Source organism: Lentzea sp. HUAS TT2 (assembly GCF_051853195.1).
In the GTDB taxonomy this organism is placed as follows: Bacteria; Actinomycetota; Actinomycetes; order Mycobacteriales; family Pseudonocardiaceae; genus Lentzea.
Genome location: NZ_CP196667.1, coordinates 1,535,058 through 1,551,510 on the forward strand (window position 1 = coordinate 1,535,058; position 16,453 = coordinate 1,551,510).

9 protein-coding genes and 1 tRNA gene are annotated in these 16,453 nt (G+C 69.0%); 6 read left to right on the plus strand and 4 right to left on the minus strand.

Translation table 11 applies throughout. The features are described 5' to 3' along the window. Window positions 1–194 precede the first annotated feature (194 nt). Window positions 195–1,364: an ROK family protein gene (locus ACSHWB_RS07625; RefSeq protein ID WP_439661366.1), complete on the minus strand. Its 1,170-nt coding sequence runs from the start codon at window positions 1,362–1,364 to the stop codon at window positions 195–197. A 151-nt stretch (window positions 1,365–1,515) separates the two neighbouring features. Between ACSHWB_RS07625 and ACSHWB_RS07630 the strand changes: the two genes are divergently transcribed. Beyond that, on the plus strand, window positions 1,516–5,748 hold the full coding sequence (locus ACSHWB_RS07630) for a GH92 family glycosyl hydrolase (protein WP_439661367.1): 4,233 nt from the start codon (window positions 1,516–1,518) through the stop codon (window positions 5,746–5,748). Between the two features lie 262 nt (window positions 5,749–6,010). Here ACSHWB_RS07630 and ACSHWB_RS07635 read toward each other — a convergent pair whose 3' ends face one another. Continuing rightward, a complete protein-coding gene (locus tag ACSHWB_RS07635) occupies window positions 6,011–6,919 on the minus strand; it encodes a cation diffusion facilitator family transporter (RefSeq protein WP_439661368.1) in 909 nt (302 codons plus the stop codon). Window positions 6,920–7,068: 149 nt separating this feature from the next. Here ACSHWB_RS07635 and ACSHWB_RS07640 point away from each other — a divergent pair. Next, a tRNA-Arg gene (locus ACSHWB_RS07640) sits at window positions 7,069–7,143 on the plus strand. 211 nt (window positions 7,144–7,354) lie between these two features. Beyond that, on the plus strand, window positions 7,355–8,146 hold the full coding sequence (locus tag ACSHWB_RS07645; protein WP_439661369.1) for a hypothetical protein: 792 nt from the start codon (window positions 7,355–7,357) through the stop codon (window positions 8,144–8,146). A 35-nt stretch (window positions 8,147–8,181) separates the two neighbouring features. Here the strand turns inward: ACSHWB_RS07645 and ACSHWB_RS07650 are convergent, their stop codons facing one another. Both ACSHWB_RS07650 and ACSHWB_RS07655 read right to left on the minus strand, forming a co-directional pair. Continuing rightward, window positions 8,182–8,739: a hypothetical protein gene (locus ACSHWB_RS07650; RefSeq protein ID WP_439661370.1), complete on the minus strand. Its 558-nt coding sequence runs from the start codon at window positions 8,737–8,739 to the stop codon at window positions 8,182–8,184. Window positions 8,740–9,179: 440 nt separating this feature from the next. Continuing rightward, complete coding sequence (locus ACSHWB_RS07655; RefSeq protein ID WP_439661371.1) at window positions 9,180–9,413, minus strand: hypothetical protein; 234 nt, start codon at window positions 9,411–9,413, stop codon at window positions 9,180–9,182. Between the two features lie 1,303 nt (window positions 9,414–10,716). Between ACSHWB_RS07655 and ACSHWB_RS07660 the strand changes: the two genes are divergently transcribed. Genes ACSHWB_RS07660 through ACSHWB_RS07670 form a run of 3 tightly spaced genes read left to right on the plus strand, consistent with a single transcriptional unit; the run spans window position 10,717 to window position 16,450 of the window. Then, window positions 10,717–13,338 (plus strand): toxin glutamine deamidase domain-containing protein, encoded by a 2,622-nt coding sequence (locus ACSHWB_RS07660; RefSeq protein WP_439661372.1) that lies wholly within the window; start codon window positions 10,717–10,719, stop codon window positions 13,336–13,338. Continuing rightward, the gene (locus ACSHWB_RS07665; RefSeq protein ID WP_439661373.1) at window positions 13,335–14,300 is read left to right on the plus strand and encodes a nucleoside hydrolase; all 966 of its coding nucleotides are present in this window, start codon (window positions 13,335–13,337) and stop codon (window positions 14,298–14,300) included. Before ACSHWB_RS07660 ends, ACSHWB_RS07665 begins: the two co-directional genes overlap by 4 nt. Beyond that, window positions 14,297–16,450, plus strand: coding sequence for an SseB family protein (locus ACSHWB_RS07670; RefSeq protein ID WP_439661374.1), 2,154 nt, complete (start codon window positions 14,297–14,299; stop codon window positions 16,448–16,450). The genes ACSHWB_RS07665 and ACSHWB_RS07670 overlap by 4 nt, the downstream gene beginning before the upstream one ends. Window positions 16,451–16,453 lie beyond the last annotated feature (3 nt).

Below are 16,453 nucleotides of genomic sequence, written 5' to 3' on the forward strand. Positions count from 1 at the left end.
GGTGGTGCGGGCGCGGCACCTGCCCAGTGCACGGCCGGTAGGGGGCTACGTCCCCCGCATCCCCCTACCGACTCCCCTTGCAACGGAAGGACACAACCCCTCCAGGTGGAGGTTCCGGTAACGCTAAGCCACAAAACGCCGTTAACAGTTACGACAATTGAGTGAATTACCAGGTGAGGGCTACGCAACTACTCTCAGAGAGTAACTTCGAAGACCAATTCACGTGCGGCCTCCAGGCCCATCGCGATTGCTCCGGAAAGCACCGCGCCATCTCCGAGCGAGCCCGCCACGATCCGGGGCGCCAATGGCGTCATCGTGTGCAGCGTCGCCTCCAGCGGGCCGAGCAGCAGGTCGACGTTCGACCCGACGCCACCGCCCAGGACGACCAGTTCGGGGTCGATCACCGCGGCCACGGCGGCGACGAGGAAAGCCAGCCGTTCCGCTTCCTGGCGCACGGTCTCCAAGGCCTGCGCGTCGCCTTTCCGCGCGAGTCCGAACACGTCACGGGCCGAACGCGCCGTGAGTCCGCGTTCCCGTGCCAGCGCCACAACGGATCCCGCGGAAGCGGCCTCTTCGAACTGTCCACGCCGGACGTCCGAAGCGGACTTCCCGTACGGCAGGAAACCGACCTCGCCGGCCGCCCCGTGCGCGCCGCGGAACAGCGCGCCGTTCACGACGATGCCCATGCCGACACCGGTGCCGACGGTCGCGCACACGAACACGCGGGCGCCCTGTGCCGCCCCGTAGACGTGTTCCCCCAACGCGGCCAGGTTCGCGTCGTTCTCCACGACCATCACCGGGCCGAGCGCGGATTCCAGCCCGGCCAGCACACCGAGCGACTCCCAGCCCGGCAGCTGCGGCGCGTGCCTCACGACCCGGTTGCGCTGGTCGATCACGCCGGGGCTGCCGATCACCTTCACCACGACGTCCGTGAGAGCGATCCCAGCGTCCGCGACGGTGCGTTCGGCGAGCTCGGTCACCGTGCGCACGAGGGCGGCGGCCGATCGGCTGCGGTTGCGCACGTCCACTCTGGCCACGACGGACCCGCCCAGATCGGCCAGTGCGGCCCTGATCCGTTCGCGGCCGATGTCGACGCCCAGCACGTACCCGGCGGCGGGGTTCGGCTCGTAGACCACGGCGGAGCGGCCGGGACCGGTGGTCGTGCGGCCGGTCGGGCGCACGAGGGCGTGACGTTCGAGGTCGAGCAGCGCCTGTCCGACCGTCGGCTTGGACAGCCCGGTGTCCTTGGCGATCTGCGGGCGGGTGGCGGCACCCAGACGGCGCAACCGATCCAGCACAGCGCGTTGGTTGAGCACGCGCATGCCCGCTGGTGTACCCACCTCTGGCGGCTTGCGGTCGCTCACCGGCCGATTCTAGATCTTGATCGACTGGCACTGCGCGCAACTGTTGAGAAGACAGGTTGCGCGACAATTCCTGTCGGGTCCCTTGACAACGATGTCAGGTACGGAAACGCTCCCACCCAAAAGGGGCAAGCTGGGCGGCGGAAGGGTTGCAATGAGGCAACTGGGGAAGAGACGAACCAGAACTCTGTTGAGCGTTGCGATCACTGCGACACTGGTGTGTGGCGTCACCAACGGCTACGCGGCCGCCGCACCAGAGGAGCCAGGAGTGGGTTTTTCGTCGTCCTTTGAGGACGGTCAGCCACAACCGACGTGGTCCAACACCGTGGAGACCGACGCGTCGGGCAACCCGAAGGCGTCGGGCGTGATCGGCTCGGACGGTTCCGGCATCCCCGGCAACGTGTCCGACAAGGTGGAGGACGCGAACGCCAACGGCGAGTACGCCGAGTCCGGCGAGGTCGTGGACAACCTCTGGGACGGCACGGTCAACTCCAAGTGGCTGGTGTTCGCCACGACCGGCTGGGTGACGTACAAGTTCCCCGCCGCCCAGAACATCAAGAAGTACGCGCTGTCCTCGGCGAACGACTCGCCGGAGCGCGACCCCAAGAACTGGACCGTGCAGGGCTCGAACAACGGCACCGACTGGACCGTGCTCGACACCCGCACCGGCGAGACATTCTCCGAGCGCTTCCAGACGAAGACCTACGACGTCGCGACGCCGGGGTCCTACACCTGGTTCAAGCTCGACATCACCCTGAACAACGGCTCCACGAACATCGTGCAGCTCGCGGAGTGGCAGCTGTCCGACGGCTCCTCTACCCCGCCGTCGCCGAACATGCGCAGCGTCGTCGGCTCCGGTCCCACGAGCGGCTACACGTCCAAGTCGCGGGCCGGCTGGACGGGTGTGAAGTCGTTCCGCACCCAGGGCCGTCAGACGACCGAGGGGCGTGCGTACAGCTACAACAAGGTCTTCGACGTCGACATCCCCGTCAGCGCCAAGACCGAGCTGTCGTACATGATCTTCCCGGAGTTCGTGACCGACAACCTGAACTACCCGAGCACGTACTCGGCGGTGGACCTCGCGTTCTCCGACGGCACGTACCTGAGCGACCTCAAGGCGGTCGACCAGCACGGCGCGACGCTGTCGCCGCAGGGTCAGGGCGCCGGCAAGTTCCTGTACGCGAGCCAGTGGAACAAGGTCGCGTCCACGATCGGCACCGTCGCGGCCGGCAAGACGATCAAGCGCATCCTGGTCGCCTTCGACAGCCCGAAGGGCCCGACGGACTTCGGCGCCTGGTACGACGACATCCGCATCGGCGACGTCGTCACCAAGCAGTACGCGAAGCCCTCGGACTACGTGCTGACCACGCGTGGCACGAACTCGAACGGCTCGTTCTCGCGGGGCAACAACTTCCCGGCGACCGCGGTGCCGCACGGCTTCAACTTCTGGACCCCGATGACCAACGCGGGTTCGCAGAGCTGGCTGTACGAGTACGCGCAGCGCAACAACGCGCAGAACCTGCCGACGCTGCAGGCGTTCACGACCTCCCACGAGCCCAGCCCGTGGATGGGTGACCGCCAGACGTTCCAGGTCATGCCCTCGGACAAGGCACCGACCCAGGACCGTGCGCTGCGGGCGCTGCCGTTCAGCCACGACAACGAGGTCGCGAAGGCGCACTACTACGGCGTGACCTTCGAGAACGGCATGAAGACCGAGATCGCGCCGACCGACCACGCGGCGGTCTTCCGGTTCACGTTCACCGACGCGGGCCAGAAGAACCTCGTGTTCGACAACGTGAACAACCTCGGTGGTCTCACCCTCGACGCCGCCTCCGGTGTCGTGACGGGCTACTCGGACGTCAAGAGCGGCCTGTCGACCGGCGCGACCCGCCTGTTCGTCTACGGCAAGGTCGACAAGGCGGTCACGGCGAGCGGCCGGCTGACCGGCGCGGGCCGCGACAACGTGGGCGGCTACTTCTCGTTCGCCGACAAGACCGTCGAGCTGCGGATCGCCACCTCGCTGATCTCCGTCGACCAGGCGAAGTCCAACCTCCAGCAGGAGGTCAGCGGGTCGGACACGTTCGACTCGGTGCGCGACCGCGCGCAGGCCGCGTGGGACAAGATCCTCGGCATCATCTCGGTCGAGGGCGCGTCCGAAGAGCAGCTGATCACGATGTACTCCAACATGTACCGGCTCTACCTCTACCCGAACTCGGGCTTCGAGAAGGTCGGCGACAAGATCCAGTACGCGTCCCCGGTGGCGCCGGCGACCGGTCCGAGCACGCCCACGCAGACGGGCGCGAAGATCGTCGACGGCAAGGTCTACGTCAACAACGGGTTCTGGGACACCTACCGCACGACGTGGCCCGCGTACTCGTTGTTCACGCCGTCGCAGGCGGGTGAGATGGCCGAGGGCTTCGTCCAGCAGTACAAGGACGGCGGCTGGATCTCGCGCTGGTCCTCCCCCGGTTACGCGGACCTGATGACGGGCACGAGCTCCGACGTGGCGTTCGCGGACGCGTATCTCAAGGGTGTCAGCAACTTCGACATCAAGGCCGCCTACGACGCCGCGATCAAGAACGCGTCCGTCGTGCCGCCGAGCAACAACGTCGGCCGCAAGGGCATGGACCGCTCGATCTTCCTCGGCTACACCGGCAACGACCAGCTCGACGAGGCGTGGTCGTGGGCGATCGAGGGCTACGTCAACGACTTCGGCATCGCGTCGATGGCGAAGGCGCTGCACGAGAAGACGGGCGAGAAGCGGTACGCCGAGGAGTACGAGTACTTCCTCAACCGCGCCCAGAACTACGTGCTGACGTTCGACAAGCGGATCGAGTTCTTCCAGAACCGCAATGTCGACGGTTCGTGGCGCGTCGAGGACCCTGCGAAGTACAACCCGCAGGACTGGCGCTACGACTACACCGAGACGAACGGCTGGAACATGGCGTTCACGGTGCCGCACGACGGGCAGGGTCTCGCGAACCTGTACGGCGGGCGGGACAAGCTGGCGAAGAAGCTCGACTCGTTCTTCACCCTCCCGGAGACCGCGAAGTTCCCCGGCGGCTACGGCGGCGTGATCCACGAGATGATCGAGGCGCGGGACGTGCGGATGGGCCAGTACGGCCACTCCAACCAGCCGTCGCACCACATCGCGTACATGTACAACTACGCGGGCAAGCCGTCGGGCACGCAGGAGAAGGTGCGCGAGATCCTGTCGCGGCTGTACGTGGGCTCGCAGCAGGGCCAGGGCTACGCCGGTGACGAGGACAACGGCGAGATGTCGGCCTGGTACCTGTTCTCGTCGCTGGGCTTCTACCCGTTGCAGATGGGCAAGCCGGCCTACGCGATCGGTTCGCCGCTGTTCACCAAGGCGACCGTGAAGCTGGAGAACGGCAAGAAGCTCGTCATCAACGCGCCGAAGAACAACGCGAAGAACATCTACGTGCAGGGCGTGAAGGTCAACGGCAAGGCGTGGAACAAGACGTCGCTGCCGCACGACGTGCTCGCGGCCGGTGCCACGATCGACTTCGACATGGGCCCCAACCCGTCGAAGTGGGGCACGGGCGTCAACGACGTGCCGGACTCGATCACCACCGGTGACGCGGTCCCGACGCCGTTGCGCGACGTGGCTGCCGGTGTGTCGACCGCCGCGCTGGTGGACAACAACTCCTCGACCTCCGCTGTGGTGAAGTCGTTCGACTTCAAGGCCGCGGACGTGAAGGAGAAGGCGGAGTTCTACACGCTGACCAACGCCAAGACGGGCACGTCGCCTTCCGCCTGGGAGCTGAAGGGCTCCTACGACGGCAAGACGTGGTCGACGGTCGACAAGCGTTCCGGCGAGAACTTCCAGTGGCAGCAGTACACCCGGTCGTTCAAGATCGCCTCGCCGGGCCGGTACAACTTCTACCGGCTGGAGTTCGCGGGCGACGTGACGCTCGCGGAGTTCGAGCTGATGTCGAAGCCGCTGCCCGCCGCCACCACCACGGTGACCGGCACGGTCAACGGCCCGCTGCAGGTCAAGGGCGTGACCTATGTGGACGGTGCGACGATCAACGGACCGGTGACCGTCGCGAGCGGCGCCACGCTGTACGTCTTCGGCGGCGAGATCAAGGGCCCGCTGTCGGCGGCGAACGCGGCCTCCGTGGTGCTCGTGGGCACCAAGGTGGGCGGTCCGGTGTCGGTGCACGGTTCTTCGTCGGAAGTCGCGGTGGAGAACTCCACGGTCGGTGGCCCTGTGTCACTGACCTCGAACAAGACCAGGTCAGTCGTGGCGGCCACCTCGGTCGGCGGGCCGTTGTCCTGCACGGGCAACACCCCGGAGCCGTCGAACAACGGCTTCGCGAACGACGTGAAGGGTCCGAAGGCAGGACAGTGCGCTGGGCTGTAATGCGTAACTGATCCACACGCTGACGAGAGAGGCCGCGTTCCGTCACGGAGCGCGGCCTTTCCCGTTCACCTGAAAGGATCTATCCCTTTAAGACATACTTCGGTGAGATCTTGGCTAATCGCGCACGGTGACTGGGGAGGCTTTTGTGGTGCCGTTCGAACGAGGCCGTGTCTGGGTCGCGGTGCCGCAACCCCGCGAACCGGTTGTTCCGTCACGGACCGGCGCGCAGTCCACTAAGGACGGGATCCGCGACCTGCCGGGCTCACCACGAAAGCTCCCGGCACCGCTGCGCTGACGAGCCGCCCTCGACCTGCAGCGTCGCGTGCTCGATGTGGTACTTGGTCGCCAGCAACGACTGCGCGGCCTTGAGCACGTTCGCGTGGTCGGCGTCCTCCGCGGTCGTGAGATGCGCGGAAGCCACCTCCATCCCGCTGGTGAGCGTCCACACGTGCAGGTCGTGCGCCTCGGCCACCCCGGGGATCTGCGTCAGGCTCTTCTGCATCTCCGTGACGTCCAACCGCTCCGGCGCGTGCTGGAACAGGATGTGCAGCGCGTTCTTGGCAAGGCTGTACGTCCGCGGCAGCACCCAGACGCCGATCAGCACACCCATGATCGGGTCCGCGTACTTCCAGCTCGTCGTGATGGTGATCAACGCGGAGATCAGCACCCCCACCGACCCGATCAGGTCGGCGAGCACCTCCAGGTACGCACCCTTGACGTTGATGCTCTCCTTCGCGCCCTCCTTCAGGACGCTGAAGCTGACGAGGTTGGCCGCAAGCCCCAGCGTCGCCGCGACGAGCACCGGCCACCCCGGAACGCTGGGCGGGTCCTGGAACCGGCCCACAGCCTCGTAGATCACGTACCCGGCCACCCCGAAGAGCAACACGGCGTTGGCCAGCGCAGCCAGCACCTCGGCACGGTAGAAACCGAACGTGCGGTTCTTCCCGGCCTTGGCCCGCCTGGCGACCATGATCGCGGCCAGCGCCATGCCGACCCCGAGCACGTCGGTGAGCATGTGCGCGGCGTCCGAGATCAGGGCGAGCGAGGACGTCGCGAACCCCACGACGAACTCCACCACCATGAAGACCGCGCCGATGCCGAACGCGATCCACAGCTTGCCGGCGTGCTGCCCGCTCGCCGACGCCGATCCGTGTCCGTGGCCATGACCCATGCTCCGGAACATATAGCGATATGCGCATGAGTGCAATCCGGGCTATTCCCACTCCCGCGGAGTGGTGACGAAGGCCACGCTCCACCGGTGCTGGGGGTGGGTGTGAAACACAGTCGCGCGAGTGCGCTAGGATCTTCCACATAGCTACGGCCCCCGTAGCTCAGGGGATAGAGCACCGCCCTCCGGAGGCGGGAGCGCAGGTTCGAATCCTGCCGGGGGCACCAAAGATGAAGGCGATTCGTGTTCGCGGACAGCGCGAACCGAGTCGCCTTTAGGCGTTTTCTGGGGTCTGGGACCGCCTGGTTGCGGCCCTTTCCGCTGTTCCGGCCGTGTCCGAGGTTCGCCGGCCCCGTTCCCCGGAGCTGGCAGGATGTGGTGCAGGGAGTCGTGCTCGGCGGACGCGCGTTCCCTTTGCCGGCCCGAGGATTGGACGCAATGGGACGCTCGTCGGTGTTCACCTTCCAGTACATCGCCATCGACACGGAGTCCGGTGTCACGCCGGAGGAGTTCGAGACCTTCGTGCGTGCTGAAGGCGTTCACCTGCCCTTGTACCCGGGGTGGCGGTGGACTCTGCTGCGCGGGTTGCGCGGCGAGCGGACCGGGCAGTACCTGATGTTGTACGAGATCGAGAGCGCCGAGCAGCGCGACCGCTACGTCACAGCCAGGGGTGAGCAGACCGAGGCGGCCCGGCTGTTCTGGGAGCAGCACCCCGAGGCGGAGGCCGTGCTGGCGCGGTGGCGGCGGCTGGGCACGTTCGGTGAGCTGCCGACGTTGTTCACCGACTACCGGCTGCTGGCCGACAACCCGCGGAGCACGGTCACGCCCGGCCCCCGCTACCGCGACCGTCCGGGGGAGGAACCCGTCGCCAGGGTCGTCGGGATCCACAACCTCGCGTTGCGCGCCGGCGTGACCGAGGAGATGTTCGACCGCTTCATCGCCGAGAACCACCACCGGATCGACGACTACCCGGACTGGCGCTTCCACGTGCTCAAGGGCGAGCGGGGCAACCGCCTCGACCAGTACGTGATGATGATGGAGATCGCGAGCCTGGACGCGCTCGACGTCTTCTACCCCGAGCCCGACATCGCCACCGGCGAGGCCGCGGAGTTCGCGGCCGCCCACCGCGACACCAAGCAGATGTACGAGGAGTGGAAGCAGCTGGCCTCGTTCTCGGGCTCGCCGCAGATCTACACGGACTACCTCGCCGTCGCGGAGAACCCGGCGTAGCACCGCACGACCGGGACGGGCCGAGGATCAACCAGTCACGGCTGTCGTGGTTCTACGAACTCGGCCCACCTCGGCGGCTGCTTGCCCATGTCGTTCATCATCTCCAGCACGTCGCGGAGATCGGCGATGTTCGGCGCGGTGCCCGCGAACCAGGCGCTGACGCTGTCCCAGGCCTTGCGCGCGCCCTCTCCCTCGACGACGTCCCAGACGGGTGGGTCGTCCTGGTCCAGGTCTGCGCCGTCGATGACGTGGTACGCGTAGCCCTGGTGTGCTGTCAGCGCGAGCAGGCCGCTCGGGTCGGCGAGGTCGTGGACGAGGCCGTTGAGCGTGGCGACGGCGTGGCGTTTGCGTTCGGCTGTCATCGCGTTGACGCCGAACGCGGCGCCGGCCAGCCACAGTCCTGATTGGACACCCATGAGGCGCAGGACCTCGCGCACCGCCAGGGGAACTCGCTTCGCGCCCTGGTCCGCGGCCATCTGGTCGATCTGGCCGTCGGACGCGCCCAGCACCGATCCGCGACGCAGGCCGTTCGCGCACACGCCGTCGAACACCGCGTGGATGTGCTCGCTCGGGGTGTCGGTCGGATGGTTCACGGCGGGTCATGCCTCTCGGGTGCGGTGGTGACGGCCAGCTAGTTGATCACGTTCGGCGGGGCCTCGTCACACGCTCGCGGTTCGCGGGGTGTGGTCCATTCGGATGTGGCATCCTGCCCAACAGGCAACACGCATCTGGGGGAAAAGGGTGTCAGCGCAGCCGGACGACCTGGCGACGTTCATCTGATGACCGGCCGTCAACGAGGTCCGTCGTCCTCGTCGCACCACGGCAGCAGCAGCGGCAGTGATCACCGCAGCAGTCCGCCGCCTTCTTCGTCGTCCCCGTCACCGGGCGGCGTCGGTGGTCGTGGCACCCGCATGGACCCCGACGCGGTCGAGAGCCTGGGCGGCAAGATCGCGGGCCGCGGGGACCAGGTCCGCAGCGGTGTCTCGAGCAAGCTGAACATCAGTGCCAGCGGCGGCAGTGCGGGCGTGTTCGGTCAGGTCGCCATGCAGCACGCGGACCGCGCCATCAGCACCGCCCGCACCTCGGCGGAGATGGCCGCATCGGCCGCGGACAACGCCGGCGCCAAGACCAAGGCCACCGCGCAGACGACCCGCGACACCGAGCGGTCCGTGCGCGACTCGATGCAGAAGATCGACTCGTCCGCGCCGGCCACCAGCCGCAGCAGTTCGACCGGTACGTCCTCGCAGCCCGCTTCCTCGTCGTCCACCGGCAGCCGGGCAACGGCGCCGCCCTCTCTGCCAGGCGGTCCTTCCGTTCCAGTTCGGCCGACCGCTCCCGCGGCCTCCGGTGGCCCTGTCTCGCGCGCCCCGGAACTGGGTGGCGCCGGGCGACCCGGCGGGCAGACGCCGGGTGGAACTCCGGCCACGAGGTCCTCAGCCGCCACGACCGGCCCCAGCACCGCAGGTGGTCCGGCCGCGGCCAGAGGCCCTGGCAGTCCGGCTCCCGGCGTCCCCGGTGGTCCCGCAGGCACTGCGCAGGCCGGTCGAGGCCCGGCCGGTCCCACGCTTGGCGGGCCCCCACCCGGCACTCACGCCGCAGGTGGTCAGGCAGGCCGAGGCCCTGCCGGTCCGATGGCCGGCACGCCCGCACCAGGTGCCGGCCCGATGGGCAACGCCCCGGCCGGGAGAGGTCCCGGCGGCACTCCTGGCACCAGCTCCGCGGGCGGCCCTCAGACCGGCAGAGGACAGGCCGGCGGTCAGATGCCGGGCGCCGCGGCCGGTCCGCAGGCCGGTCGGAATCCCGCGGGCGGACCCATGCCCGGAGCCGGGCCGGCGGGAGGCCCGCCTGCCTCCAGGACTCCGATGGCGGGCAGCCCTGCACCAGGTACTCACCCCGCGGGCAACGCTCCGACCGGCAGGGGTCCGGTACCCGGTGGTCCCCCACCTGCCGGCATGAACCCGAGCGGTCCGCCTCCCGGTGGGCCTGTGCCGGGCAGGGCTCCGATGGCGCCGCCCGGAGGACCTCCGCACGGTGGACACGGTCCGCGCCAGGCGTTCGGACCTCCGGGAACGCCTCCCGGTGGCCAGAACGGGCCTGCTCGTCATGCGCCCGGTTTCGGGCAGGGGCCTGGGCAGCACCAGGGAGCCGGCACGCCCTTCGGTGGCCGCAACCCCGGACATCAGGGCCCCGGTGCGCCGCACGCAGGACGAGGGCCGTCTCCGGACGGCGGCATGCCCCGCGGGCCACGGGACTTCGGGCCCCCTGGGGCACCGCCTCCTGGGCGTGGGCCGATCGCTCCGCAGGCCGCGCACCCGCGCACGGCTGACCCGCGAACCATGCCCCCACAGGGCACCCACCCGCAGACGGCGCCGCCTCGCGGTCCGATGGTGCCCGGAAATCAGCAGAACGGACCCGGTCCACGCCCGCAGAGGCACGCGGACGGTCAGCGCCGGCCCGACCAGGGAATACCTCCGGCCCGCCACGACGGACGGCCCGGTCACGGCACCCCGCATCAGGGCGGACCACCGCATCGCGCGCCCGGCCAGGTTCCCGGCAGGCCACCTCACGGCGTGCCGGACCGCGGTATGCCCGCGCAACGGCAGGACGACCGGTCTCCCGGGCACGACCGACCCGTCCACGACCGGCCGACTCAGGAACGACCAGTCCAGGAACGGCCCGTCGACCACACGCCCGCCCAGAACTCACCGGACCCCACGCCGGCCGACCGGCCGCGCGACGGCGAACTGCCTCCGGTCGCCATCGACCGCACCGACCTGTCCCACTACGACCAGTCGCAGATCGTGCCTCGGCGCGTCGAGAACTTCCTGGTGGACGAGAACACCCTCTTCCGCGGCACCCAGCAGACGCCGGACGAGTTGCGTCGGGCGGGTGGGTTCACGTCCCCCGACCGGCACGCGAGGCCTGACATCCTCAAGCACATCGAGGGCAAGACCAACCGGTTCGTGAGCACGTCGATGGAGATCGACAAGGCCATGATCTTCTCCTCGACCGGCGACCACGGCCACGTCTACCGGATCAAGGCTCCCGGCGGCATCCTCTCCGAACCGACGCAGGACCGGATGGGGCACGAGCACCAGCGGTACAGCGAGGGCGAAACCCTGTTCGCCGGCGGCATCGACTGGCGGTACGTCGAAGGCTGGCACAAGGTCGTCGAAGGGCCGAACGGGAAGCAGCTCGGAGAGTTCGTGCCGAACCCCGACTTCATCGGGGGCAAGCGCACGACCGAGCCCTGGACCCCGGACGCGCTCAAGTTCGAGCCTCCTCCTACATATGGCGCCGAAACGCGGACACCGCAGGCGATCGAAGAGGAAAACGCGCGCGAAGCCGCGGAGCGGGGCGTGCTTCCCGCTGACGAGGCAGGGCCTGCTCCGAAGGTCGACATCGGAGCACGCCTGGGTGGCGCACCCCCACCGCCACCAGAGCCGACCGCACTGCACGCGGGCCACGGTGACGAGGCGAGCCAGCAACGGGTGCTGCAGGAGCGGTTCCCCGGCATCGAGCAGGTCAACGCGCACAGGCTGGACGAGGACGGCCACCGGACGAACTGCGTCGAGGCGATGATCGCCGACGAGCGGCGCTACCACGGTGAGCAGGTCGAGGCGCTGCCGACGCGGCCAGAGGACGTGGCCGATCAGGGCAGGCTGAGCCGGGTCCGGGACGCGCTCGGTGGTGAGTGGACCAGCCACAAGGACGTCGACAGCGTCACGAGGGCGATGGCGAGCACGCCGGAGAACTCCCGGGGTGCGCTCGCCTACAAGTACATCGACGACGACGGCCGCACGCAGGGCCACGTCGTGAGGGTCGTGAACACCCCGGACGGGGTCGCGTACGCCGATCCGCAGACGGGGCGGCTCGCGGAGTTGCCGGACAACGCGACGGACGTGCGTCTTCTCTCGGAGGACTACACGGACGAGACGGCGCACTCGCACGTCGAGGACGACGGCGGTTATGGCGCGACGCCGGAGGAACAGCGCGACGAGGCCGTTGACCACGTCGCGGACGACCTCGGGATCAGTGATCCGGAGAAACGGCAGGCGCTGGCCGACACCTACGACGCCGCGAGGGAGTACACGGCGCCGATCATCGTGGACGTCGCCGCGCGCATTCACGACGACCTGTTGGTGCTCGCCGACGCGGACCCGGACCACCGCGTGGTGTTCCTCGGCAGGGACGGGCACAGCCTCGCCCTCGCGAGCCGGGAGCTCGACCCCGAGTTCTTCGACCGGCACGCCAGCGAGGTGGTGTTGTCGCGAGCGGTCGTCGAGGCGGCGTTGCGGGACGTCGAGCGTTCCGATCCGGACCGGGACCTCAGCGCCGTCGACGAGTTCCGGTTGCACAAGAAGGTCGCGGACGAGGACGTGCCCGGCGCGTACGACCGGCTGTCGGACTACCTCGACTCGGCGGGCGTGCCGATCCACGAGGACCGCGGCATCAGCCTCGTCGACACCAGCTACAAGGGCACGGTCCAGGAGATGCTGACGGCGGCGTACCCGGACCCGAACTTCCAGGGCCACTACGCCTTCCACGGTCAGTCGCCCGGCGATCCGCACCCCGACGCGAAGAAGGGCTACCTGGTCGACCTCGAACCGGAGGACGGCGGTGGCAAGCCGTTGCGCGAACTGTCCGACGATCCTGCTCGCACCTTCGCGCACCAGGACGCGATCGGCGTCATCGAGGAGACGTTGCACGGTACGATGTCCAGTCCGCGCCGGATCGACGAGGGCGGACCTGTGCAGCAGCCGCAACGCTTCGAGCCCGACCTGACGGCGGGTATCAACCCGCTGAAGGTGGCCGAACCCTTCCAGGATCCCGCGGTGCGCGAAGGCGCCAAGGCGATGAGCCTGCGTGCGGTCGTGGACGTGGCGCGGGAGATGGCGGAGCTCAGGGCCGAGGGCGGCGCGTGGCGTGAGGAGTTGTCCTCGAGGGCCGAGCACGGCCGGGATCAGGTTCGGTCGTGGGTGGCTGAGGACGCGAGCGGCGATCCGAGGTTCCGCGAGGTGATGGACTCGTTGGTGCGGCGTGGTGACAAGGGCGCCGTCCTGGCCGTGGAGGCCGCCGTGCGCGACCTGCCGCCCGACGAGCAACGTCGCGTGTGGACGGAGTTCGCCGCGTTGCCGAGCATCGCGGAACGCGACGAGTACGCGCGAGTCCTGCAGGAAGGAAAGCGATGAGCGAGGAGCTGAACCGGGAACGCCACGAGCTGGCAGGTCTGGCGCAGCGGTTCGGGTTGCCGCAGACGGTGTCGGGAGATCCGTTCCCGCCGTCGCAGGAGGGCGCGCCCCTGATCATCGACACGGACGCCGGTGGCGATCCGGACGACGCCATCGCGCTCGTGGCGGCGGCAGCCGAACCGACGCTCGCCCTGGTGTCCACTGTGGACGAGCTGGGGGGACGCAGGGCGCGGTTCGTGCGGCACCTGCTCGACCTGCTCGGCCGCGAGGACGTGCCCGTGGTCGCGGGCGCGGATCTCGGCGACCGCCGGATGGACTGCATCGCCGGTCTGGTCCCGGATTCCGTCGGGCCGCAGCGCACCGATCTCACCGACGCGGTCGCGGAGGTCGTGGCGAGCACGGACGGTCTGGTGCGTTGGGTGGGCATGGGCCCGGTGACGAACCTGGCCGCGTTGCTCACCGAACGCCCCGCTCTCGCCGAACGGCTGGTGGTGACGCAGATGGGCGGTGCGCTGAACTACCGCGACCCCGAGCGCGCCGAACACAACTTCCGGCTCGACCCCGCCGCAGCGAACACGTTGCTCACCAAGGGGAAGCTGCCGAAGCTGGTGCTGTCGGACACGACCTTCACGCCGGAACTGGAGATCGCGAAGGACTCCGAACTCCACCGCAGGCTCGCCGCGGCGGAACCCGCGTGGGCGAAGCTCGTCGCCGCCCACATGGCGCAGTGGTTCGACCGCTTCCACCCCGGCACGATCCAGCACGACGGGCTCGCGCTCGCCGCCGGTCTGCAGCTCCCCCACGTGGCACTGCGCCGCGAACGCGTGGTGCTCGACGACATCGGCCGGATGACCACGTCCCCGGACGGGAACCTGGCGCGGATCAGCGTCAAGGCCGACTACAAAGCATTCCTGGCCTGGCTCTCCAGGCGGCTGGACAAGGCACTCGAGGAGAATCGATGAACCGCGACGAAGCGATCCGGTCCGCCTGGGACTGGATCGTTCGCACGCACGGGGAGAGGTCCGCGAACCTGCGGATCCTCAACGACAACGTGGTGCTGGTGCGCGGTCAGTGGCACGTGCCGTACGACGCGACGGACGACGTCCTCGCGCCGCTCCCCGCGGTGGAGGTGCCCGACGACGGCGGTGAGCCGCGCGCTTACGTCCCCTCTCCGCCCTCGCCGTGGAAACGTGGCGTGCCCAGGGGTCAACGGGGGCCGAACCTCGCGATCGTCGACCCCGAGTGGGACATGGAGGCCTTCGGGTACCTGGGCGTGCCGAACGTCGCGATCCTGGGCTGGCTGCGTGAGGAGGGCTCGGACGAGTTCCGGCGCAACGCGGCGCACACACCGGGCCCCGGCGGCCGGGGCTGGCCGCTGCCGCTGACGAAGGCCGACAAGATCTTCTCCTACTACCAGTGCAACTGGCTGGACGAGGACGCCAAGTTCATCTCCGGCGTCCTCGACGTCGTCGTGTGCACGACGGACGAGATCGCTCAGGACGAGAACGGCCACACCTGGCTCGCGGCCTACTCCTCAGATCGGCTTCTGCCGCCCGGAACCCGGCGGTGGCGCGAAGTCGGCGTGCGGGAACTCCTGACCACGACGACGGCGGACGAGGTGCGGGTCAACCCCGGCCACAGCCTGCAGTCGTCGCTGAGCAAGGGCATCGACCTCGACCGCTGGCCCGCGCCGTTCGACCAGCCCGCGCCGGTCGAGCGGCACGAGGACGGCGGGCCCGCACTGGTCGAACGCGTGGACGAGGCCAGGGCGCACGGCCTCTCGTTCACCGCGGAAGAACGCGAGATCCTCGCGGAATCCCTGCTGTGGCAGGAGACTGGCCGGCAAGGTCCGCCTCCGCGCGGTGTCCAGCAGACCTGGGATCCGAACGGCGCGCGCGTCTGGCAGGTTCCGACGTTCGGCAAGGCCGCCGGGCTGCCCGCGAACCAGTCGAACGGATGGCCGTGGCTGGCCGGGCTCTTCGCCGGGTTCACCTTGGGCAACAACCCCTACGCGGCAACACTTTTCAAGACCACCGACGACGTCGTCCGCGCCGTCGCGCAGGGGTCGCCGGCGTTCCGGGCCGATCATCCCTGGTTGCCGCGCCGCCAGGGATGGCTGCCGGAAACGCAGAAACCCCTGCGCGTGGTGCGGGCGATCGTGGCCGGCATCGGCGCGGGGAATCCCCTTGCCCGGGGCGTCGGCTGGGACGACGAGATCAGTCCGGTGATCGCCCGCACGGTGTCCCGCGAGGCGTTCTCCCGTGCGCCGCACTACATCCTGCAGGAACTGGGCATGCCGGAACCCGACGTCGGGACCCAGTGGGGATTCGCGGTGCGGATCGTGAGCTCGCTCGGCAACCACCCTCCGACAGCACTCGCCGCGGCTGCTTTCGACCCCCTGGTGGAGGGGTTGACCGGCGCCCTGCTCGGAGCGTGGCACGGCGTCGCCGGCCTACCGGTCGGACCGCAGTACGATCTCGCTGAATGTGTTGCCACCCAAGCATTCCTGGCGTTCGACCCGAAGTACGCGCCAGTCGAGAGCACGCATCCGGGCCTGCCTCCGATCAGTGACGCGATGCGTGCGGAGGCGGCGAGAAACCCCGGTGGCTGGATCTACTGCGCCGACCCGGACATCGATCCGCGCTACATCGAGGGCGCACCGCTGTTCACGTTGCTCGGGGCGTACGAGGTCGGGCCCGACGGGCAGTTCACCGGCAAGACGTGGGTGAACGACGAGTACAGGCCCAGTCCGCAACGGCTGGGGCTCCCCGAACCGATGTGCGAGTTCGAGGTGGTGCTCAACCTCGTCACGGCGGGCTGGCTGCCCTACGAGGCGATCATGTCGGCGGCGCTGGAGTCGGCGCTGCTGGTCCAGCCCGGCCCGGACGGCAACCTCGCGATCTTGCGCGACGCGAACGGGAACAACGTCGTCGCGCTCTACTCGTCCCCGCGTCACCTCCCTCCCGGCGACTACCGGCCGGGAGAGATCACGCTCAAGAACATCGCCTCGGTGCTGCCGGGACTGCTCGTGCTGATCAATCCCGGAGGCTCGGTGGGCGTCGACATCAGGGGCGACGACCTGGTCCAGATGCTCGCCGGCCAGCCGCGCTGAGGC

Excerpts from the sequence above, each read along its gene's own strand:
- ACSHWB_RS07665 (WP_439661373.1), top strand. The coding sequence starts at position 13,335 with ATGAGCGAGGAGCTGAACCGGGAACGCCACGAGCTGGCAGGTCTGGCG.
- ACSHWB_RS07635 (WP_439661368.1), bottom strand. The coding sequence starts at position 6,919 with ATGGGTCATGGCCACGGACACGGATCGGCGTCGGCGAGCGGGCAGCAC.
- ACSHWB_RS07670 (WP_439661374.1), top strand. The coding sequence starts at position 14,297 with ATGAACCGCGACGAAGCGATCCGGTCCGCCTGGGACTGGATCGTTCGC.
- ACSHWB_RS07645 (WP_439661369.1), top strand. The coding sequence starts at position 7,355 with ATGGGACGCTCGTCGGTGTTCACCTTCCAGTACATCGCCATCGACACG.
- ACSHWB_RS07630 (WP_439661367.1), top strand. The coding sequence starts at position 1,516 with ATGAGGCAACTGGGGAAGAGACGAACCAGAACTCTGTTGAGCGTTGCG.